19 protein-coding genes are annotated in these 20,187 nt (G+C 59.9%); 1 reads left to right on the plus strand and 18 read right to left on the minus strand.

The window, feature by feature from the left end:
* Window positions 1–46: 46 nt before the first annotated feature.
* The 16 genes from nifK to J2R78_RS09645 all read right to left on the minus strand — a co-directional run bounded on the left by nifK (window position 47) and on the right by J2R78_RS09645 (window position 18,035).
* Entirely contained in the window at window positions 47–1,603 is a 1,557-nt protein-coding gene (gene nifK / locus J2R78_RS09570) for a nitrogenase molybdenum-iron protein subunit beta (protein WP_253603986.1), read from the minus strand.
* Between the two features lie 89 nt (window positions 1,604–1,692).
* A complete protein-coding gene (nifD, locus tag J2R78_RS09575) occupies window positions 1,693–3,195 on the minus strand; it encodes a nitrogenase molybdenum-iron protein alpha chain (protein ID WP_253603988.1) in 1,503 nt (500 codons plus the stop codon).
* Between the two features lie 273 nt (window positions 3,196–3,468).
* Entirely contained in the window at window positions 3,469–3,606 is a 138-nt protein-coding gene (locus J2R78_RS09580; protein ID WP_253603990.1) for a hypothetical protein, read from the minus strand.
* A gap of 62 nt (window positions 3,607–3,668) precedes the next feature.
* Window positions 3,669–4,916, minus strand: a complete 1,248-nt coding sequence (locus J2R78_RS09585) for a cysteine desulfurase (protein WP_253603992.1) — start codon at window positions 4,914–4,916, stop codon at window positions 3,669–3,671.
* On the minus strand, window positions 4,916–6,235 hold the full coding sequence (sufD, locus tag J2R78_RS09590; RefSeq protein WP_253603994.1) for a Fe-S cluster assembly protein SufD: 1,320 nt from the start codon (window positions 6,233–6,235) through the stop codon (window positions 4,916–4,918). The genes J2R78_RS09585 and sufD overlap by 1 nt, the downstream gene beginning before the upstream one ends.
* A 19-nt stretch (window positions 6,236–6,254) precedes the next feature.
* Window positions 6,255–7,007: a Fe-S cluster assembly ATPase SufC gene (sufC, locus tag J2R78_RS09595; RefSeq protein WP_253603995.1), complete on the minus strand. Its 753-nt coding sequence runs from the start codon at window positions 7,005–7,007 to the stop codon at window positions 6,255–6,257.
* A gap of 69 nt (window positions 7,008–7,076) precedes the next feature.
* On the minus strand, window positions 7,077–8,573 hold the full coding sequence (gene sufB / locus J2R78_RS09600; protein ID WP_253603997.1) for a Fe-S cluster assembly protein SufB: 1,497 nt from the start codon (window positions 8,571–8,573) through the stop codon (window positions 7,077–7,079).
* 190 nt (window positions 8,574–8,763) lie between these two features.
* A complete protein-coding gene (locus tag J2R78_RS09605; protein WP_253603999.1) occupies window positions 8,764–8,958 on the minus strand; it encodes a 4Fe-4S binding protein in 195 nt (64 codons plus the stop codon).
* Between the two features lie 702 nt (window positions 8,959–9,660).
* Entirely contained in the window at window positions 9,661–10,773 is a 1,113-nt protein-coding gene (ald, locus tag J2R78_RS09610) for an alanine dehydrogenase (protein WP_253604001.1), read from the minus strand.
* Window positions 10,774–10,977: 204 nt separating this feature from the next.
* A complete protein-coding gene (gene hypE, locus J2R78_RS09615) occupies window positions 10,978–12,024 on the minus strand; it encodes a hydrogenase expression/formation protein HypE (protein WP_253604003.1) in 1,047 nt (348 codons plus the stop codon).
* The gene (gene hypD / locus J2R78_RS09620) at window positions 12,021–13,163 is read right to left on the minus strand and encodes a hydrogenase formation protein HypD (RefSeq protein ID WP_253604005.1); all 1,143 of its coding nucleotides are present in this window, start codon (window positions 13,161–13,163) and stop codon (window positions 12,021–12,023) included. The genes hypE and hypD overlap by 4 nt, the downstream gene beginning before the upstream one ends.
* Entirely contained in the window at window positions 13,160–13,396 is a 237-nt protein-coding gene (locus J2R78_RS09625; RefSeq protein ID WP_082653847.1) for a HypC/HybG/HupF family hydrogenase formation chaperone, read from the minus strand. The genes hypD and J2R78_RS09625 overlap by 4 nt, the downstream gene beginning before the upstream one ends.
* A gap of 1 nt (window position 13,397) precedes the next feature.
* Window positions 13,398–15,653 (minus strand): carbamoyltransferase HypF, encoded by a 2,256-nt coding sequence (gene hypF, locus J2R78_RS09630; protein ID WP_253604007.1) that lies wholly within the window; start codon window positions 15,651–15,653, stop codon window positions 13,398–13,400.
* Window positions 15,650–16,609: a hydrogenase nickel incorporation protein HypB gene (hypB, locus tag J2R78_RS09635; RefSeq protein ID WP_253604009.1), complete on the minus strand. Its 960-nt coding sequence runs from the start codon at window positions 16,607–16,609 to the stop codon at window positions 15,650–15,652. The genes hypF and hypB overlap by 4 nt, the downstream gene beginning before the upstream one ends.
* Window positions 16,609–16,950, minus strand: coding sequence for a hydrogenase maturation nickel metallochaperone HypA (gene hypA / locus J2R78_RS09640; RefSeq protein ID WP_092090203.1), 342 nt, complete (start codon window positions 16,948–16,950; stop codon window positions 16,609–16,611). The genes hypB and hypA overlap by 1 nt, the downstream gene beginning before the upstream one ends.
* Before the next feature lie 2 nt (window positions 16,951–16,952).
* Window positions 16,953–18,035, minus strand: a complete 1,083-nt coding sequence (locus J2R78_RS09645; RefSeq protein ID WP_253604011.1) for a hypothetical protein — start codon at window positions 18,033–18,035, stop codon at window positions 16,953–16,955.
* 141 nt (window positions 18,036–18,176) lie between these two features.
* On the opposite strand from J2R78_RS09645, the gene J2R78_RS09650 reads away from it, so the two are divergent.
* Window positions 18,177–18,716, plus strand: coding sequence for a hypothetical protein (locus J2R78_RS09650; protein ID WP_253604013.1), 540 nt, complete (start codon window positions 18,177–18,179; stop codon window positions 18,714–18,716).
* Window positions 18,717–18,750: 34 nt separating this feature from the next.
* Here the strand turns inward: J2R78_RS09650 and J2R78_RS09655 are convergent, their stop codons facing one another.
* Window positions 18,751–19,614, minus strand: a complete 864-nt coding sequence (locus J2R78_RS09655; RefSeq protein ID WP_253604015.1) for a hydrogenase expression/formation protein — start codon at window positions 19,612–19,614, stop codon at window positions 18,751–18,753.
* Window positions 19,611–20,057, minus strand: a complete 447-nt coding sequence (locus tag J2R78_RS09660) for a hypothetical protein (protein ID WP_253604017.1) — start codon at window positions 20,055–20,057, stop codon at window positions 19,611–19,613. The genes J2R78_RS09655 and J2R78_RS09660 overlap by 4 nt, the downstream gene beginning before the upstream one ends.
* Window positions 20,058–20,187: the final 130 nt, after the last annotated feature.

Consider the following 20,187-nt stretch of genomic DNA (forward strand, 5'->3'; position numbering starts at 1 on the left):
CGACATCGCCGAAGTCCTCGGCGATGTCGCAGCGCATTGTCTGCCATCAACGAATGATGTCGAAGCTGTAGTCGGTTTTGCCTAGAACATTTGTTTTCTTGTCGATTTCGTCGAAGATCTTGTCGAGAATCTTCACCAGCACATTCAAGCCGCCCTGATAGCCCCATACAGGGGAGCGGTGATGGTGATGTCGATCGAAAATCGGGAATCCGATGCGAATCAATGGCGTTCCCGTGTCGCGCTCCAGATACTTGCCGTGGGTATTGCCAATCAGAAAGTCAACCGGATCGGTAAACAAGAGCGAACGCATGTGCCAGAGGTCCCGACCCGGATAGGCTTGGCAAGCCTGCCCAAATGGCGAGCTTGCAAACAGCACTTCCATTTTTTCCTGCCACGCCTTGTTGCCGTTGGTGGACAGCACATGAGTCGGTTCGGCACCGAGTTCGAGCAGAAAGGCAGCCAACCCATAGCAGAGATCCGGGTCGCCGTAGATGGCGAACTTCTTGCCATGGATATGCGCGCTGGAGTCCGCGATGGCATCAACCAAGCGGCCACGCTCTCGCGCAAGTTCCTCCGGGATCTCCTTGCCACTGATGCGCGATAACGCCACGAGAAAATCATCGGTTGCGGATACGCCGACCGGGTAATTGAAAGACACAACGTCCTGGCCATGCTGGGATACGAACGGCAGCGTTTTTTCCGTACACCATTGCTGCATGGAGATTGTCGCCTTGGCGTGAACCGCGTTAGCCGCATCTTCCAACGTGGTACCGCCGTCGTACATTCGGAACTCGCCGTCGGTCGGGGTATCGAAAACTTCAGAGTTATCGGCGAGAATCGTGTGCTTAATGTCCATCAATGCCAAGATTCGCTTGATCTCGCGAAGGTTTCCAACGGTATTGCCATCGAAACCGCCGATGATGTTGATTGCCTCGTTTGGCTCGCGCTCCAGCTTCGGCGCTGTTCCTGCCTTTCCGTCCCAAAAATGCTCCAGGATGCCCTTGAGCGCATTGTCATAGCCAGTGACGTGGCTGCCGACGAACGCCGGCGTGTGAGCGAACGGCACGTCGAACTCTGCCGGAACCGAGCCCTTTTCCTTCGATGTCTTGATGAAGGCGTTGAGGTCATCGCCGATCACCTCAGCCATGCATGTCGTCGAGACCGCAATCATCTTTGGCTTGTACATGTTGTAGCTGTTGGCGAGCCCGTCGATCATGTTGTTCAGCCCGCCGAATACAGCGGCGTCTTCCGTCATAGATGAAGACACGCAGGAGCTCGGCTCCTTGAAGTGCCGCGACAGATGGCTGCGGTAGTAGGCCACGCAGCCTTGCGAGCCGTGGACGAAAGGCAGCGTACCCTCAAAACCAACCGAGACGAATACGGCCCCAAGCGGCTGGCAGGCCTTGGCCGGATTTACCGTGAGCGCCTCCCGCGCAAAATTCTTCTCGCGGTATTCAGCCGTCTTGGTCCATTCCTTGATACGTTCGACCTCGCCAGGATCGCGGGGATTTTCGAACATCTTCTTGTCGGCCAGCATTTTTTGGTATTCTGGACCACGGAACAGTTCGACATGATCGAGCACATGTTCTGCACTCTGCGCCATTGTTAAGATCCTTTACTATCGAAATTGATGTCGCCCCAACTCTCCCCAGAGAGCGGGATCGGTTGCTCTACTCTGGAACCAAGTGCTTTTTATTCTGCAGCCAAGAGCTTCGGCTTCGCAGCTCCCTTCCAGGGAGCCTTCATCTTCTTCCAGATCGGCGAGTTGACCGCCATGTCCATGTCCCGCGCGAAGATCGCAAAGCCGTCATAGCCGTGGTATGGGCCAGAATAGTCCCAGGAATGCATCTGCCGGAACGGGACACCCATCTTTTGGAAAACGTATTTCTCCTTGATGCCCGATCCAACCAGATCGGGCTGGAGCTTTTCGACGAAGCGCTCGAACTCATAGCCATTGACGTCGTCGTAGATGAGCGTGCTGTCCTTGACGTAATGTTGAGCGGTGCGCTGATAGTCGTCGTTGTGGCCGAACTCGTATCCGGTGCCCACGACTTCCATGCCGAGATCCTCGTACGCGCCAATCACATGACGCGGACGAAGCCCGCCGACGTACAGCATCACCGTCTTGCCCTCTAGGCGGGGGCGATATTTCGCGATCACAGCGTTCACCAGCGGTTGGTATTTTTCAATCACCCGCTCGGCGCCTTCCTTGATCCTGTCGTCGAAATAGCCCGCAATCTTGCGCAGCGATTCTGCGATCTTTGACGGTCCGAAGAAGTTATACTCGCACCAGGGAATACCAAATTTCTCTTCCATGTGGCGGGAGATGTAGTTCATGGAACGGTAGCAATGCAGAATATTGAGCTTTGCCTTCGGCGTCGCTTCGAGCTCAGCGAGTGAACCATCGCCGGACCACTGCGCAATCACCCTCAGGCCCATTTCCTCCAGCAGAATTCGCGACGACCAGGCGTCGCCGCCGATATTGTAGTCTCCGATGATCGCAACATCGTAGGGGGTCGATTCGAACTTTGGTTTGTCGTCGGTCTCGAGCTTGTCGAAAATCCAATCGCGCACCGCGTCGTTGGCAATGTGGTGGCCAAGCGATTGCGACACGCCGCGAAAGCCCTCACAGCGGACGGGCACGATGGTCTTGCCGCCGTATTCCTTGGATTTTGCTCTCGATACGGCCTCGATGTCGTCCCCGATCAGTCCGATTGGGCATTCCGATTGGATTGTGATGCCGTTGTTGAGCGGAAACAGCTCTTGGATTTCGTCAAGGATTTTGATCAGTTTCTTGTCGCCACCAAATACGATGTCCTTTTCCTGGAAGTCGGAGGTGAATTGCAGGGTCACGAAACTATCGACGCCCGTCGTGCCAACGTAATAGTTACGACGCGAGCCCCACGAATACTGGCCGCAGCCAACCGGGCCATGGCTGATATGGACCATATCCTTGATCGGTCCCCAGACCACCCCCTTGGATCCTGCATAGGCACAACCTCTGATCGTCATCACACCGGGTATTGATTTGATGTTGGACTTGACCCCGCAGTCGGACTTGCCGGCCTGGTGAACGTTGAGGTGCTTGGCGCGCCGTTTCGCGGTCTTCTCCGGATAGACTTTCAGCACCTCCTCGATCAGCTCTTTGTTGCGAGCCTTGATTTCTGCAATGCTCTGGGTCGTAGCGAGACTCATGCTTATGTCCTTCAAGGGTTAGCTGTTGGAGAGCGGCTTGCTGTCCAAGACTTTTGCAACGAGCATGCCAGCCCGTCGCGTGCGCAAAAACTGGAGTAAATAAAAGCGGTTAGCGCACTTCGCCCCGTGGGGCTGATTGTTGTTGCGAACGCGACATCGCACTTTGCACGGAGACTTCTTCGTTAGCCCTGTTCGAAATGGAACAAGTGCCGGTTATGCGCGAAATTGCGTCGCACAATTCTGGAAGGCACGAAGTGCCGCCGATTGCAGTACCTAGCGATCACGCTCGCCGGGACAGCCGCTAACACGGAAAACAGGCAGGCTGAGCGGCTCCGGCATGCCAATACCATCCATGTCTGCAGAGACTACAGAAGCTTTACCCTCAGCAATGATGATGACGTCCTTGTGCATGACGTCATCGCCCCCGAGATCGACGCAAGCTGCCTACGCCTAGACGTGGCAAGCTCGCCGGTTCACGATAATAGCTGCCGCGCCTTGGTGAGCGCGCTTACGAGCGTATCAATCTCTTCGTATGTGTTATAGAGGCCGAAGGACGCACGGCACGTCGCCAGAACGCCGAAGCGCTTGAGCAGCGGCATCGCGCAATGGGCCCCCGCCCGCACCGCTACACCTGCGCGGTCGACAACGGTGGCAATATCATGCGCATGCGCACCCTTCATATCAAAGGAGATAATTGGCCCCTTATCGGCCGGTGTCCCGATCATGCGCAGGGAGTTGATGTCCCCCAGCTGCTGCTGTGCGTAGGCAAGCAACGCACTCTCGTGCTCGCGGATCTGCTCCTTGCCTATGGAATTGATGTAATCCACAGCCGCCCCGAAACCGACCGCCTCAACGATCGGTGGCGTACCCGCCTCGAACCGGTGCGGCGGATCACCATAGATGACGCCGGCACGTGACACCTCACGGATCATCTCGCCGCCGCCATTGAAGGGTGGCATCAACGCCAGATGCTCAGATTTGCCGTAAAGCAGTCCGATACCCGTCGGACCATAGAGTTTGTGGCCCGTCATCACATAGAAATCGCAATCGATATCGCAGACGTCGGCGTTCAGATGGACGCCCCCTTGCGAACCATCGATCAGCACCGGGATACCACGCGCGTGCGCGATACTCACCACATCCTTCACCGGCACAACGGTCCCGAGCACGTTCGACATCTGCGTGATGGCAACCATCTTGGTGCGTCGCGTCAGGAGCTGCTCGAATGCATCGAGCAGGAAGTTGCCGTCATCATCGACTGGCGCCCATTTGATCACTGCACCGTTCCGTTCCCTGAGAAAGTGCCACGGCACGATGTTGGAATGGTGTTCCATCATCGAGAGAATGATCTCATCCCCTGGAGTGACGCGTTCACGGCCGAAGGTCTGGGCGACCAGATTGATTGCTTCGGTAGCGCTGCGGGTGAAGATGATCTCTTCGTTTAGACGGGCGTTTACAAATCGCGCCAGCTTGGCACGGGCACCTTCATACGCCTCGGTCGCCGCGTTAGCGAGGTAGTGCAAACCGCGATGCACGTTGGCATATTCGCTGGAGTACGCCTGCATCATACGGTCAAGTACCGCCTTAGGCTTCTGCGCCGAGGCGGCATTGTCGAGATAGACCAGCGGTCTTCCATAAACTGTCATGCTCAGCGCAGGAAAGTCCGTACGCAGACGGTCAACCTCGTACCGGCCATTGTTCATCGCGGGATGCACGCTCATCACCGCGCCTGCAACCAGTGTTCAGCTTGCGCGGTCACAAAATCGCGCAGATCCTCGATACCGATTTCCTCAATCGCCTCACCCAGGAACGCTCTGATCAGCAACGCCTGCGCCTCCTTCTCGGATAGACCGCGAGCGCGCAGATAAAATACGAGAGTGTCATCCAGCGCGCCTGATGTCGATCCGTGGCCGCAAGTCACGTCGTCGGCCAAGATTTCAAGTTCGGGCTTGTTGTCGGCGCCGGCCTCTTCAGACAGAAGCAGCGCTCGCATCGTCAGCGTGGCGTCCGTCTTCTGCGCGGCAGGGCGCACGACAATCCGGCCTTGGAACACCGAATGGCCGCAATCATCTATAACCGCACGGAACTTCTCCCGGCTGGCGCAGCGGGGCACAGCGTGCTCGACGACGATTGTCGTGTCGACGTGCTGCTTGTGCCTGATGAGATTGACCCCGTTCGCCGAGAGCTTGGATCCCTCGCCGGCTAGCGTGATGAATCCCTGATAGCGACTGACCGAGCCGCCGCAGATCATGCCGAAGAGATCAAGCCTCGCCCTGGCGCCGACCGCGATGATCCCCGACGAGATATTCACCGCGTCAGCGGCATCGGCTGCCAGTCGGATATGCGAAAAGCGCGCCTCCTCACTAATCAGGGCGATTGTCGCATCGTTAGTCTGATAGCCGCTCGCGCCTTCGTTCGAGACGAAGCTTTCCAGCACGACCGCTTCTGCGCCTTGGCCGAGATGCAGATAGGAACGCGTGAAGTTGGACGCCCACGATCCGGTCGCGACGTGAACGATCTGTATCGGACGCTTTACCGCTTTGCCCTCAGCGATCGTAATCACCAAGCCATCGGTCGCCATTGCCGCGTTGAGCGAAATCATCGCATCAATCGTCGTCGAGAGTATCAGCCCGGCCATCGCGCTGTCGGCGGAATTCTCCAGGACCTCTCGGAGCGACCGCACATCGACCCCATTTTCCAGCCTACCTACGTCGGATAGCTCGGGGGCGAATATGCCATCCACCAAGACGAGCTTGACCGCCTGCTCGACTGCCGCTCGCTTAACTGACGTCCTTGCGTGCACCAGTGCAGCCGCATTCGGTTGCGGAGCGAGTGGCTGGACCTCGCCAATCAGGGCGCGCAGATCGGTGTATTTCCAAGCCTCAACGCGCCGATGCGGGAGGCCGGCGCACTTGTAGGCCTCAAATGCCCTTGCACGGATATGAGCGACGGGCCCAGAGCCAGGCAGCCGTCCATGCGCCGCGGCGAAGACATTGTCCATTGTGCGCCCAGCGGCGGCTTTGACTACAACCTGATTCATCTGGAAACCCTTTGAGCCGTCACGCCACGTCCTCGAATTGGGCGTAGCCAGAAGCCTCAAGCTCCAGTGCGAGTTCCTTGCCGCCGCTCTTTCTTACCCGCCCTTTCGACATCACGTGGACAACGTCCGGCACGATGTAGTCGAGAAGCCGCCGATAGTGGGTGATCACGATCATCGCTCGTTGCGGCGAACGCAACGCGTTGATGCCGCCCGCGACAATCCGCAGTGCATCGATGTCGAGACCGGAATCGATCTCGTCCAGGATGCACAGGCTCGGGTCGAACAGCGCCATCTGCAAAATCTCGTTGCGCTTCTTCTCACCGCCAGAAAATCCGACATTGAGGCCGCGCTTGAGCATGCCTTGCGGGATGTTGAGCGACTTAGCGACCTCGCGGACTCGTTTCGTAAAATCGGGAGTGGAGAATTCCTTTTGTGCGCGCGCCTTGCGCTGGGCGTTTAGCGCCGCGCGCAGGAAGTTCATGGTGGTTACGCCAGGGATTTCCACCGGATACTGGAAGGCAAGAAATACGCCCTTGGCAGCGCGCTCGTCTGCTTCCATCGCGAGCAGGTCGTCATCCTTGAACAGGATTTGGCCAGCGATCACCTGATAGCCGGGTTTGCCGGAGATAACGTGGCTAAGCGTAGACTTTCCGGAGCCGTTCGGCCCCATGATAGCATGCACTTCACCCACATCGACCGTAAGATCGAGGCCGCGAAGAATTTCGCAGCCCTCGATACCGGCATGCAAATCTCGGACTTCAAGTAGCGCCATTGTGATCTGATCCTGAAATGCGTGATCCGGAACGCGCGCCGCGATCAGGAGGGCTCGCGGAACGATTAATTATCCGACGGATCCCTCGAGCGAGATCGTGATCAACTTCTGCGCCTCCACCGCAAATTCCATCGGCAGTTTTTGCAGCACGTCTTTCGCGAAACCGTTGACCACGAGGCCAATGGCGTGTTGCTCGCTCAAGCCTCTTTGCGCGCAAAAGAACAGGATGTCTTCTGAGATCTTCGACGTTGTCGCTTCATGCTCGAGTATCGCCGAGGAATTCTTGGCCTCGACATAGGGCACGGTGTGCGCGCCGCATTTGTCGCCGATCAGAAGCGAGTCGCAGGCGGTGTAGTTGCGCGCGCCGGTGGCCTTGCGGTGCGCGCTGACCAGGCCGCGATAGGTGTTCTGCGACTTGCCGGCGGCGATGCCCTTGGAGATGATCCGGCTCGACGTGTTCTTGCCGAGATGGATCATCTTGGTGCCGCTGTCGACCTGCTGGAAGCCGTTCGAGATCGCGATCGAGTAGAACTCGCCGCTCGAATTGTCGCCGCGCAGGATGCAGCTCGGATATTTCCAGGTGATCGCCGAACCGGTCTCGACCTGGGTCCAGGAGATCTTCGAATTGCGACCACGGCAGTCGCCACGCTTGGTGACGAAATTGTAGATGCCGCCCTTGCCTTCCGAATTGCCCGGGTACCAGTTCTGCACCGTCGAATATTTGATCTCGGCATCGTCGAGCGTGACGAGCTCGACCACGGCGGCGTGCAGCTGGTTCTCGTCGCGCTGCGGCGCGGTGCAGCCCTCGAGATAGGAGACGTAGGAGCCCTTGTCGGCGATGATCAGCGTGCGCTCGAACTGGCCGGTGTTGCGCTCGTTGATGCGGAAATAGGTCGACAGCTCCATCGGGCAGCGCACGCCCGGCGGCACGTAGACGAACGAGCCGTCGGAGAACACAGCCGAATTCAATGTCGCGAAGTAATTGTCCGAGGTCGGCACCACGGTGCCGAGATATTTCTGCACCAGCTCGGGATGCTCGCGGATCGCCTCCGAGATCGGCATGAAGATCACGCCGGCCGCCTTCAGCTCCTTCTGGAAGGTGGTCGCAACAGAAACCGAATCGAACACGGCGTCGACCGCGATCTTGCGGTTCGGCGTCTGCTCGCCACCGGGCGGCGGCTCGACGCCCTCGAGGATCGCGACCTCGCGCAAGGGGATACCGAGCTTCTCGTAGGTCTTGAGGATTTCCGGATCGATCTCGTCGATCGAGGACAGCGTCTTCTTCGGCTTCGGCGCCGCGTAGTAGTAGATGTCCTGGTAGTCGATCTTCGGATAGTCGACGCGCGCCCAGGTCGGCTCGGTCATGGTCAGCCAGCGGCGATACGCCTCCAGGCGCCATTCCAGCATCCAGGCCGGTTCGTTCTTCTTTGCGGAGATGAAGCGGACGGTGTCTTCCGACAGCCCCTTCGGGGCCTTGTCGGACTCGATCAGCGTCTCAAACCCATATCGATACTGGTCGACGTCGATGCGCCGGACGCGCTCGACCGTCTCTTGTACAGCTACCATTGCCCCCTCCGCTCGCGCACGAACAACTCCGGCCGACGACGGTCCGCCTGCGTCCCCTCCGAGCCGATCGCGCAAGTCACAGCCAACGGGGGACGAGCGAGTGAGAAAACCAGGTGACCGATCCAGATAGACACCGCCTTCGCTGGTGTCTTCATCATGTGTGCCGGAGCCCCACTCATCGGCTAGTCTCTTATGCCGGCACGCAGGTGTTGGGCACTGGGCAAACGACAGCGCATTGCGGCGCCTCAAAATGCCCCTCACATTGGGTGCACTGGGCCGGATTGATCACGTATATGTCGTTCTTCAGGCTGATCGCGGCGTTGGGACATTCGAACTCACACGCGCCGCAGACAGTGCACTGGGACGCGATTATCTTGTAGGGCATCACTGCGATTCCATAGCAAAAGTGAGGGACCGCTTCTTGCGTTCAAGTCTTATGCCAAAGAGCCTGGGCTTGATTTGTCTCGGTTATTTTCCAAAGCACTTGTCGCCGCCTCAACGGTTGTCGCAAATGCGACAATGTGCATGACGGCAGGACGCCTTAGCTTGAGCCCATGGTCGATCCGGCGGCAGTCGACCAACGAGGTCAACCGCGTCCACCGGCTGATCTTTCAGATGGCCGCGGTAGCGCAGCTACAGATCGGCACCGTCCCCTCCGAGTGCTCCGCTACTGCGTCAGGTTCGCCAGTGCCGATCATATCGGTTCTGCTGACGGACGGCGGCGGATTTAGCGACAGCGCGCTACGATGAAGAGCCGGTGCAGTCGTCACCAATCCGATGCGCATCTCCACAGCACGACCAAAAATGTCGCACTGATCGCGCAGATAGCAGATAAAAGTCGGTTTGATGATCGCGGCCCCACCGGGCGAGCCGTTGCAGGCAATACCCAATCCTATCGGATTACCCGCAGACGTGCGTTCATATACCCTCTATTGGACGAACAGTTTGTCTCCCATGACGCGTCGGCCTTCGCTCCGCGTTCCAGGGACATGCCCGCGGCGCTCTGCAGGTTGATAGAGCCAAAAAAAAAGCCACCCCGAAGGGTGGCCCAAGTCAGGGAGGAAACGCCCGTGTGGGGCCTCTGGGATCAGGCCGCAGCCTGTTCGATCGGAGAGAAGGGGAGCCCGAGGCTCTCGGCAACCGCCTTGTAAGTGAGCCGGCCTCGATGGACATTGAGGCCCGCGCGCAGGTGCGGATTCTCGAGCACGGCGGAAAAACCCTTGTTGGCCAAAGCCAAACCAAATGGCAGAGTGGCGTTGTTCAGTGCCTGGCTCGAGGTCAACGGCACAGCGCCGGGCATATTCGCCACGCAATAATGGATGATGCCATCCACCTCGTAAGTTGGATCGGCGTGGGTGGTTGGATGCGATGTCTCAAAGCAGCCGCCCTGATCGATAGCGACATCCACGATGACCGCGCTCTTGCGCATTGAGCTCAGCATGCTCCGGCGGACCAGCTTCGGTGCGCTAGCTCCTGGAACGAGCACCGCACCAATTACCACATCGGCCGCAAATACTTCCTCCTCCACGGATTCGATGGTGGAAAACCTGGTACGAACGCGCCCTTCGAATAGCTCGTCCAACTCGCGGAGCCGGGGTATCGAACGGTCGATGATGGTGACCTCGGCGCCCAAACCGACCGCCATGCGTGCCGCGTGCGTGCCAACGACGCCGCCCCCGATCACCACGATCCGAGCCGGCTGAACACCGGGCACTCCACCGATTAGCAGCCCTCGTCCGCCTGCACTGCGCTTCAGCGCACTACCCGCCGCTTCGATCGCAAGCCGACCCGCGACCTCGCTCATCGGTGCCAACAGTGGAAGGCCCCCATGACCATCGGTTACGGTCTCATAGGCGATCGCGGTGCACCCAGATTTGAGGAGTCCCTTGGCCTGCTCCGGGTCTGGCGCCAGATGCAGGTAAGTGAAGAGGATCTGGCCCTCCCGCAGTTGGCTCCATTCGGACGGTTGAGGCTCCTTAACCTTTACGATCATCTCGCTCGATGCGAATACCTCGCCTGCAGAAGCCAGGATCGTTGCGCCGACGGCGCGATAATCGTCATCGGTTGCACCAATGCCAGCACCGGCATTGGTCTCGATCATCACGCGGTGGCGCGCTGCCACGTATTCGCGGACGGCTCCAGGGGTAAGGCCCACGCGATATTCGTGCGGCTTGATTTCCTTGGGGACCCCGACCTTCATTTGAAAACTCCCTGCCTGGAGGGGCTTTTTAATCGGAAGAGCGCAGCGATATTGCGATCCAGGCGCGTATATGGCGCAGAAATTCAGCGATCTTTCGCCAGCTACGCAGGATTTCAAACCCACAGATGCGAAGTGGATTGAATGACCTGCTCTTTGAGCTTAACCGCCATTCCCGCATGCTCGCCGCAAACGGGTGCGGTGTGTTCAACAGATCCGAGGCAATTGTTCGCCCGACAACCAGTCGACAATTCGTCCGCCGCCGAAACTGGTCGCCATTTGCACAAATTCGTGTTCGTCAGCGACCGCCTCGCCAATATCGGCTGCATCGCACCCGAGTGGATGCGCCTTCATGGCTGCAAGCACGGCGTCGGCCACATCAGGCGCGACGATCGCAACGAGCTTGCCCTCATTGGCGACATGGATCGGATCAAGCCCAAGAAGCTCGCAGGCGGCCGCAACGGCGGGCTTTATGGGAATGGCCGCTTCCTGCAGACGAAACCCGAGGCCCGATTGATGAGCAATCTCGTTGAGAGCGGCGGCAAGTCCGCCCCGCGTGGGGTCACGCATCACCCGGATGCCGCGCCCACCGGCCGTCATCATGACAGCCACCAAGTCATGCAGCGATGCGGAATCCGAGATGATCTCAACTTGAAGAGCAGCGTTCTGGCGCGCTGACATGATCGCCACTCCATGGTCGCCGAGGCTGCCGGACATCAGCACGCGGTCCCCGATCCTTGCCTTGTCGGCTGAGAGATCGAGGCCATCGGCCAGAAACCCGATGCCCGTCGTAGAGATGAACAGGCCGTCCGCCTTGCCGCGCTCGACGACCTTGGTGTCTCCAGTGATGATGTAAACGCCGGCAGCGCGCGCCGCCTCGCTCATCGACTGTGCAATCGTCCTGAGATCCGAAAACCGGAACCCCTCTTCAATGATGAAGCTGGCCGATAGATAGAGTGGACGTGCGCCGGCCATCACGACATCATTGATCGTGCCGTGCACAGCCAGTGACCCGATATTGCCTCCGGGAAAGAACAGCGGCGAAACAACATAGCCGTCGGTCGTCATTACCATCCTGCCTGCCGCAACATCGAACGCGGCCTGATCATTGCAGCGGGCAAGCCATTCATTACCGAAGGCTTGGTGAAAAATGCAGGAGATCAGTTGCGCCATGGCACGGCCTCCGGATCCGTGGGAAAGATCAACGCGTCCGTTGTCGACGTCGAGCTTGCCTTGATAGGCCTTCGCGCTCATGACATCCGCCTCACCTGGTCATCGCGAACTCGGCCATAGGTCCAATACGCGGCACAAGCGCCTTCCGAGGAAACCATGCAGGACCCGACGGGTGTTTCTGGCGTGCAGACGGTTCCAAACAGCTTGCAATCGACCGGCCGCTTGGCGCCGCGCAGGATCGCGCAGCACTCGCATGCCGGATTGTCGGCGACACGCAGCTCGTGCATCGCAAAACGCGCCTCGGCGTCAAATCCCGCGTAAGCCCGCTTCAACTTCAGCCCACTGTTGGGGACGAGCCCAAGCCCACGCCATTCGAACTGCTCACGCAATTCGAATACCTGCGAAACCTCGTCCTTGGCGCGTCGGTTGCCTTGGCGAGTCACCGCACGGCTGTACTGGTTCTCTACCTCGTAGCGGCCTTCGTTTACCTGGCGTACCAGCATCAGGATCGCCTGCATCACGTCGAGTGGCTCAAATCCCGCGATCACGATCGGCTTGCCGAATTGCTCCGCCAGGGGCTCGTAGGGCTGCGTACCGATGATCGTGCTGACATGTGCAGGACCAACGAAGCCGTCGATTGCGACCCCGCCGATATTGCGCATCTTCGGGTTCTCGAGAATGCTGTGCATCGCTGAGGGCGTAAGCACATGGTTGCAGAACACGCTAAGGCCCCTCAGCCGCTTCTTTTCGGCAATCCGGATCATCACCGCGGTCGGCGGCGTCGTGGTCTCAAATCCGATGGCAAAGAAGACCACCTCCCGGCTTGGCACCTGTTCGGCGAGCCGGATAGCGTCGAGCGTCGAATAGACCATGCGAATGTCTGCTCCGAGGGCTTTGGCTCGCATCAGGGACTGCCCCTGCGACCCCGGCACGCGCATCAGGTCGCCATAGACGCACAGAGTGACCTCCGGCCGCTCGACGAGCCGGATTGCCATGTCAATCCGGCTGGCGGGCAGAACGCAGACGGGACAACCGGGCCCGTGGATCATACGAATGTTCGCGGGCAGCAAATCCTCGAGGCCGTAGCGGGAGATCGCATGAGTGTGTCCGCCGCAGAATTCCATGAACCTGTAAGCCCGTCGCGCACCGGCTTCGGCGCCAATTGCCCGCGCGAGTCCCTGTGCGATGGTCTTGTCACGAAATTCGTCGACATACTTCATGTTCGGGGTTCCTGCCCTGCACTGCCGAGCTCCTGCAAGAGCTCCAACGTGCGCGTGGCTTCTGCTGGGTCGATCTTGGAGAGCGCATAACCGACATGCACCAGAACGCTGTCGCCAACGTCGAGCTCTTCGATGAGAGCAATCGATATTTCCAGGCTGACCCCATCGATGGACACGATCGCCATATCGTCGGGAAGAATTTTTGATACCTTTGCCGGGACCGAAAGACACATATCAGGCTACTCCTTCCAGGGCTGAAGACCGTTCAATAATCTGCAGAGCGGCAATCCACGCCTGGCCGAGGCTCAAACCTCCATCGTTGGGCGGCAGCTGCCTTGGCACCAGCGGGGTGAGGCCTGCGCTGCGGCAACCGCGCTCAATTTCATCCGCCAGCACCGCGTTCAGAAAGCAGCCGCCGCTTAGAACGATGGTATTGACGCCGGTTGTCCGTGCAGAGCGGCTGACCCAGTCAATGCAAGCGGCGGCAAAGGTGCCATGAAACAGCCCGGCTCCGTCCGCCGCGTCGATGTCGTCTGCAATCAACCGCGCAAATAACGGTCGAAGCGATAGCACGCCGCCGTCGATGGTCCAGCCGGCATCGAAAATCGCAGTCCGCCGCACCAGCGCCTCGAGCTTCATCGCGGCTTCGCCCTCATAGCTCTGCACACATGCGATTCCCAGCAGCGCTGCCGCGGCATCGAACAACCGGCCCGCGCTGGTCGTGGTGGCCCCGCCCGGCTGATCGAGCAATACCGACATGCGCTCAGCCTGCCGCTGCGCAGCAAAGCGAGGCCCGATTTCGTTACCCCGGCCGAGCGCCTGCAATATTGCGCTTGCCATACGCCACGGCTCGCGCGCCGCCCGCTCTCCACCAGGCATTTGCAAAGGCGCGAGATGCCCGATGCGTCGACACCTTGTTCCTTCGCACAGCAACAGCTCGCCACCCCAGTTACCGCCGTCGGAACCGAAGCCATGGCCGTCGAGCACCAGGGCAAGCGCCGGTCCGGCATGGCCGTGCTCAGCAATGACGGCGCCAGCGTGGGCGTGGTGATGCTGGACGGCGACAAGGGCCCGGCTGCTTGCTTCCGCAAAGCGGGTCGATGCCATATTGGGATGCAGATCATGGGCAATGACGACAGGCTCCACATCAAGGGTCGATGCGAGGTGGCGGATCGTCTCCTCGAACACACGGATGCCTTCGGCGGTATCGAGATCGCCTATATGCTGGGAGACGAAGGCTTCGTTGTCCCGCGTGATGGTGACGGTCGATTTCAGCGCGCCACCGACGGCGAGCACGACCGGCACAGACCTCGCAAGCCGGATCGGTTCGGGGACGTAGCCACGTGCGCGGCGTACGAATTGGGTCCGGCCGGCAACCACCGACAGCAAGGAGTCATCGGCACGTGTCAGGATATCGCGATCATGGGTTACGACTAGGTCTGCAATCCCTTCGAGCCGCCACAGCGCCTGCGCATTGTCGATCAGGAGCGGTTCGCCGCAAGAATTGGCGCTGGTTGCGACGATGACCGGGCACGCCCCCTCAAGCCACGCTCCCGTCGAACGAAGCGCGTGAAAGATGAGGTGATGCAGTGGCACGACCGGCAGCATGACACCAATGCGCGATAAGCCAGGAGCTATGGCGGGCGCCAGATTATTGCGCGAAGGCAGAAGGACAACGGGACGTGCTACGGATTCAAGCAGCGCAAGCTCGGCCCCATTCGCTTCTGCGATTTCGTTGACCAGCTCTGTGGAACCGACCATGACCGCGAACGGCTTTTGAAGGCGGTGCTTTCTGCTGCGCAATCGCTGCACGACGTCCTGGTTGCGTGCATCGCAGAGCAGTTGATATCCGCCGAGCCCCTTGATGGCTACGATTTGGCCGCCGGCGATCGCCGCGACAATGGCATTGATCCCATGGCTGAGCCGAGGACCGCATATCTGACACGCGATCGCCTCCGCATGAAACCTGCGGCTCGCTGGATCGGCATATTCGGCCGCGCAGGCAGCGCACAGCCTGAAAGCTTTCATGACCGTGTTGTGGCGATCATACGGAAGCTGTTCGGCGATCGTATAGCGCGGGCCGCAATGGGAACAGCTGACGAACGGATAAAGGTAATGGCGATTTTCGGGATCGAACAGCTCACTGAGGCATTGCTGGCACGTCGCGGCATCGGCGACGATCCGCGCTGATAACTTGCCACCCTCGCTCGTGCCGATCGAAAAGCCTTTTGCCGCGAGCGCCCCAGTCTGCTGAACGCAGATGTGGTCGATGTGTGCCAGTGGAGGCAGTTCGAGCGGCAATGCGGCGACAAACTCGGGCGCGCGGCGACCCTCGACTTCGATAGTGACGCCCTCGGAGCTGTTGACGACAAACCCCGCTAATCCGTACCGCGTGGCGAGGCCATAAACGTAGGGGCGAAAGCCGACCCCTTGCACGGCCCCGCTCACGCGCACGCGCAGCCGTGTTCGGTCGCAGGTGGTGGCGCTCATCGCCTCGTGTCCTCCAAGGCGCGCCTGTGATGCGCGGCCTGCTTATCGATCCAGGCGTAGAGCCCGCCAAAACCCTCGCCGGTCCGCGCCGAAACCGTGAGTACTTCGATCTTTGGATTGACGCGTCTTGCATATTCGACGGTCTTGCCCAAATCGAATTCAAGCAGCGGCGCCAGATCAACCTTGTTGATCAGCATGAGTGAAGAAGCGCCAAATGTATCCGGATATTTGAGCGGCTTGTCTTCACCTTCAGTGGTCGACAACACCACGATCTTGCAGGCCTCGCCAAGATCGAAGGCCGCGGGACAGACCAGGTTACCGACGTTCTCGATGAAGAGGATACCGCCAATGAGCGGCGGCAGGCGGCGATAAGCCTCGCCAATCATAGCAGCATCAAGATGACAACCCTTTCCGGTATTGACTTGAATGGCTGGCACGCCGGTCGCGCGAATGCGTTCGGCATCGTTCGAGGTCTGCTGGTCGCCTTCGATCACCCCGATCGGACGGCTGCGCTTGAGCTCGGACACGGCGCGGACCAATAGCGAAGTTTTGCCTGCACCGGGACTGGACACGAGATTGAACACGAGGAGTTCATCGGCCACGAATAGCGCGCGGTTATCCGCCGCGATCCTGCTATTCTTGCTAAAGATGTCGCGCTCGATCTGAACGACCCGCTCGCGGCGCATGTCCGCGACCTTCAAGCCAGCCGGGCCGGCGCTGCAGTCCAGAATCGCTTGCCCACCATCCGCCCTCCGACGGCCAGGATGATGATCGTGATCATGGCTGTGGCGAGCATGGTTTGAACGCTGCAGGTCCTGGTCGTCATGCAGATGCGCCTCATGGCGATCGCAATCGTCCTGCACATGAGGATAGTCGCGAGCGCGGCCTTGCGCATTATGAGCTTCGGAGGGCTCGGTCGAAGGAGTCCCTTCGCTGCAGCCGCATACGCCACACATCAATCGATCTCCAGTTCTTTCACTCGCATCTCTTCGCCCGCGGTGACCTGCAACTGGTAGCTGCCGCAACTAGGACAGCTTTCACCGCGCCGTGCAATCTCGACGCTCTTCGAACAGGTCATGCACCAGGCCTCGCCGGGGCGTTCGATGATTCTAAGAGCCGCGCCCTCGGCAATGGTCCGCGTTGCCACGACACCAAAGCAGAACCTGAGCGCTTGCGGCGCGACATGGCTCAAGGCCCCGATCTCCAGACAGATGCTCCGCACCAGCGAAAACGATCGGCGATGCGCTTCTTCCTCGACGATTTCGATGATGCTCTGACAAAGCGCCATTTCATGCATCGTCAACTTTTGCGAAACTTGAGCGTGAATCCGACGCAGGGATCAAGCGATTCGATCACCGCACGAACCGCTTTCTGATGCCGTCTCGCCGTCAGCACAGCGCCCTGCAGGTTACGGACAAGCGGTCCTCGTCTATGGAAATTCCATTCCGTCGGAGCAAGAAATTCGAAGCGGAATATCTGGCCCTGAGGATCAAGCTCAACCGCGTGATAGAGCCGACCCCTGGCGCATTCGACCGCGGCCGCCGCACGTCGAGGACCTAACCTGTAGCTTTCGATGATCCCAGGCTCCGCTGCGTCGATATGAGCACCGGACTTGAGCCAATCGCATAGCCGAACGATCTCTGCAATTCTGGCCTTCAGCCGCTCAACCGGACCGGATCGCCCCAGCCAGAGCCGCTCACGCGTCATTTGGCGCGCCCATGGACCTGTCTCGGGCGCACGCCCCCCAAGGTCGGGACAATGGCAAAATGTCGGGTCATCGCCGAGCAGCCGTTCAACGATGTTGCGGTCGTCGGCGACGGACAGGAACGAGTGCGCGATCCGGATGGACTTCAAGTCGACCTCGTCAAGCGCTGCAATGCAAAGCGCGGACGGGCTACCGGGCCTTGGCACGCCATCTTCATTCGGCATGCCAAGTGCAGTGAGCGCAGCAACAATCTGAGCTATCGCTTCGCGTCGAGCAGAGCCGCGAGCTGGCCGGGCGCTGCCGACAAGCATGGACAATGCCCGTATAAGGGACCGGATCGCCGCCGCACTGGCGTTCGGCGTGGGATGCGCGACAAAGAGAGCCCGCAGCAATTCTGAGATGCGTTCGGCAACGACCAGGATCATACGACGCTGTTTTGTCGCGAGGATGATCTCTTCGTCACGCGCCGCTTCGATCGCGGACAGCAATGCGACCTGCTGCGCAGCGGCACATAAGGTGAAGAGCTGCGGCAGCGCATTGAGCAACGACGATGGCGGTTTGCCGGCGAACAGCCGCGCCAGCGGCGGCCTGGCTCGCGGCAGGATCTCGACCTCGGCGATGACGTCGGCAGCAAGCAATATGGTAACATCGATTTTGTTGCGGGCGATAAGGCTCATGCGCACCGGTCCGCCATCATCTCGCGCAAGAAATGCCGGCGATTGATCAAACGAAGATGTGATGCTTGGAAATGACGTTGCGTTCGGCGGTCGTCCGGCCACACCATGGCAGGGACCGCTACTTCGGCAATGGCGCCACCCATGTCTTCGCCTGCGGAACTCGCCGAGAGCAGGAAGCAACAGGTGCTCGAGCTCAATGGCGCGATTTCGCTGAAAACAAGTTCAACGTCGCCGGATCGAACTGAGCGCAGGTTCGACCTCTGCCCAGCATGCCGTGAGCAGGTGCCGTTGCCCAGGCAGACGGCCACCTTCATGGCCCAAGGCGCGCCCATTACGCTATCGCCCCTGCCTTCCGCGCGTGCGAAACCCGATCGCGTCGACCCTGGACATGGATCGTTCAAGACCGATCGCGGGCGCATGGCTCGACCGGCGATATCCCAACAGGCTGCTACGAGCATCTCGTCGGACGCCGACAGCTCGGCGTTCTTGCGCCTGCGAAAGTCCTGTCCACGCTCAAGCATCACCTTCAGCCGACGCAAAGCCGGCCTTGGACGCACGAAAGCCGAAGCAGCTTTTAGTTTTTCGCGCGCAACGCGCTCGCGCAGCAGTCTGCGTCGCCATCGTTCTCCGGTGGTTGCGCACGATTCAGCCAAGGCCACATTGCGCGCGCGCCGGCTGTGAGAACCGACCGGACGCCAAACAGTCTCCAAGCTCTTCATGAGACGTAGGCCTTCATGATTTCCTGCAGACGTTCGGCAGAATCCTCGAAATCCTCGTCGGCAGCCAACGCAACAATCGGCGTGCCGCCGACCTCCAGCGTGTCGAGGATGATGGTGTCAATAGAGTTGAAAAACTGCACCGACCAGACGTTCCGGATCCCGGTCGCCTGCACTCGGCATGTGCCGTAGCCGCGGAAGATAAGTTGGACCGGACCGTTGCCCAGGCCTTGCTGCAGAAACGCCAGATCAACGGCGTTCATCGGCAGCAGTGTCAGATTGATGACATGCGCGCGCATGCCATGCCGCCAGACGCGGGCCCTCTCGCGTATTTCGGCGAGCACCGGCAACACGTTCATTGCGCCGTCCGGCGCCGCACCGATCACCAGATTGGTCGACGTCAGGTCTGTTGCGGCGCGTCGCACGATCTGCGGGATCGCCCCGATCTCAACGTATTCGTGCGCCGGTTCCGTCCCTATGCGCACGCGCCAGATTCCCGCAAGCACGGACTCCTGGATTTCGGCCAGAGAGCCATCTGGTAGCGCAACGAAGCCGGCGACCTCGCCTTCCCCAAGCACTTCGGCAATCAGCTTGCGCTCGGGATCACTGAGATCCGCGAGCCCATACAGTTGCGCGCGTGCGTTGCTCTTCTGGCCGCGAGCGGCAGCAGCGGCGTTCGATAACAGGGCGATGGCATTTGGACAGTTTCTTGCAAGCTCGCCGCCATCGCGCCAAGCGCGCTCGGCGAGCGCCCCCACAGCCGCGGGCCCGCTATGGATGACGTCGAGACTATCCGCATCCACAGGAAACTCGCTCATCGGCGACGCAGGGATTTCGTCTCCGTTGCGGGCCGCCGTTTTCATGACCCGACGTTCCGGTGAACGTGCCGAATGGCAATGCTGTTGGCGATCCAGGCGCTACCGGCTTGTGGTCGTACGATCGATGCCGACATGGGGGCGATCTTGTCCAAGCGGACCTGACTCTCACCGACCAGGCGCAGTGTAGCGCGCTGAGGGCATTCGGTCGGCCTCGGCGGGCCATGCAGGCCGAGCCGCCCGCCCGGTTCGCCACCGGCGCTGCGCGCGGTTACGACCTGTTGCACGGGCCGCCGGAGCGCCTTGGTCTGTTCAGAAAGCGCGGTTGCGACGTGGATCGCCCAGCGTGAATATAAGGGGCCCGCTGCCGACGGCAGCTCCACGCCTTTCTTCCCGGGATCCTGCCCGGCCAGATGAGCATCGCCGCCCGCTCTCTCAACCTCGGACAGACCAGGCCGCGCCAGATCATGCTGAGCCGGCTGGAACTTCATCAGACGCCTTTCTGATAATTTTCTGGTTCTTCTCGGCGAGGTCTTAGCAAGGCACATGCCAATCATCGTCTCGCTGTGATCGCATTCCCGACCGGAGCAGCGGCTGTAAGCGCTTTACATTTTCTCTGTA

The sequence above is a fragment of the Bradyrhizobium sp. USDA 4538 genome (assembly GCF_024171045.1).
GTDB classification, from domain to species: domain Bacteria; phylum Pseudomonadota; class Alphaproteobacteria; order Rhizobiales; family Xanthobacteraceae; genus Bradyrhizobium; species Bradyrhizobium australafricanum.

What these genes read in the sequence shown, in the direction of transcription:
- J2R78_RS09625 (WP_082653847.1), bottom strand. Translation starts at nt 13,396, where the DNA reads ATGTGTCTTTCGGTCCCGGCAAAGGTATCAAAAATTCTTCCCGACGAT.
- nifD (WP_253603988.1), bottom strand. Translation starts at nt 3,195, where the DNA reads ATGAGTCTCGCTACGACCCAGAGCATTGCAGAAATCAAGGCTCGCAAC.
- hypB (WP_253604009.1), bottom strand. Translation starts at nt 16,609, where the DNA reads ATGTGTGGCGTATGCGGCTGCAGCGAAGGGACTCCTTCGACCGAGCCC.
- J2R78_RS09660 (WP_253604017.1), bottom strand. Translation starts at nt 20,057, where the DNA reads ATGAAGTTCCAGCCGGCTCAGCATGATCTGGCGCGGCCTGGTCTGTCC.
- hypD (WP_253604005.1), bottom strand. Translation starts at nt 13,163, where the DNA reads ATGAAGTATGTCGACGAATTTCGTGACAAGACCATCGCACAGGGACTC.
- sufD (WP_253603994.1), bottom strand. Translation starts at nt 6,235, where the DNA reads ATGAATCAGGTTGTAGTCAAAGCCGCCGCTGGGCGCACAATGGACAAT.
- hypF (WP_253604007.1), bottom strand. Translation starts at nt 15,653, where the DNA reads ATGAGCGCCACCACCTGCGACCGAACACGGCTGCGCGTGCGCGTGAGC.
- ald (WP_253604001.1), bottom strand. Translation starts at nt 10,773, where the DNA reads ATGAAGGTCGGGGTCCCCAAGGAAATCAAGCCGCACGAATATCGCGTG.
- sufC (WP_253603995.1), bottom strand. Translation starts at nt 7,007, where the DNA reads ATGGCGCTACTTGAAGTCCGAGATTTGCATGCCGGTATCGAGGGCTGC.
- nifK (WP_253603986.1), bottom strand. Translation starts at nt 1,603, where the DNA reads ATGGCGCAGAGTGCAGAACATGTGCTCGATCATGTCGAACTGTTCCGT.
- J2R78_RS09585 (WP_253603992.1), bottom strand. Translation starts at nt 4,916, where the DNA reads ATGAGCGTGCATCCCGCGATGAACAATGGCCGGTACGAGGTTGACCGT.
- sufB (WP_253603997.1), bottom strand. Translation starts at nt 8,573, where the DNA reads ATGGTAGCTGTACAAGAGACGGTCGAGCGCGTCCGGCGCATCGACGTC.
- J2R78_RS09605 (WP_253603999.1), bottom strand. Translation starts at nt 8,958, where the DNA reads ATGCCCTACAAGATAATCGCGTCCCAGTGCACTGTCTGCGGCGCGTGT.
- J2R78_RS09650 (WP_253604013.1), top strand. Translation starts at nt 18,177, where the DNA reads ATGTCTTCGCCTGCGGAACTCGCCGAGAGCAGGAAGCAACAGGTGCTC.
- J2R78_RS09655 (WP_253604015.1), bottom strand. Translation starts at nt 19,614, where the DNA reads ATGAAAACGGCGGCCCGCAACGGAGACGAAATCCCTGCGTCGCCGATG.
- hypA (WP_092090203.1), bottom strand. Translation starts at nt 16,950, where the DNA reads ATGCATGAAATGGCGCTTTGTCAGAGCATCATCGAAATCGTCGAGGAA.
- hypE (WP_253604003.1), bottom strand. Translation starts at nt 12,024, where the DNA reads ATGAGCGCGAAGGCCTATCAAGGCAAGCTCGACGTCGACAACGGACGC.
- J2R78_RS09580 (WP_253603990.1), bottom strand. Translation starts at nt 3,606, where the DNA reads ATGCACAAGGACGTCATCATCATTGCTGAGGGTAAAGCTTCTGTAGTC.
- J2R78_RS09645 (WP_253604011.1), bottom strand. Translation starts at nt 18,035, where the DNA reads ATGAGCCTTATCGCCCGCAACAAAATCGATGTTACCATATTGCTTGCT.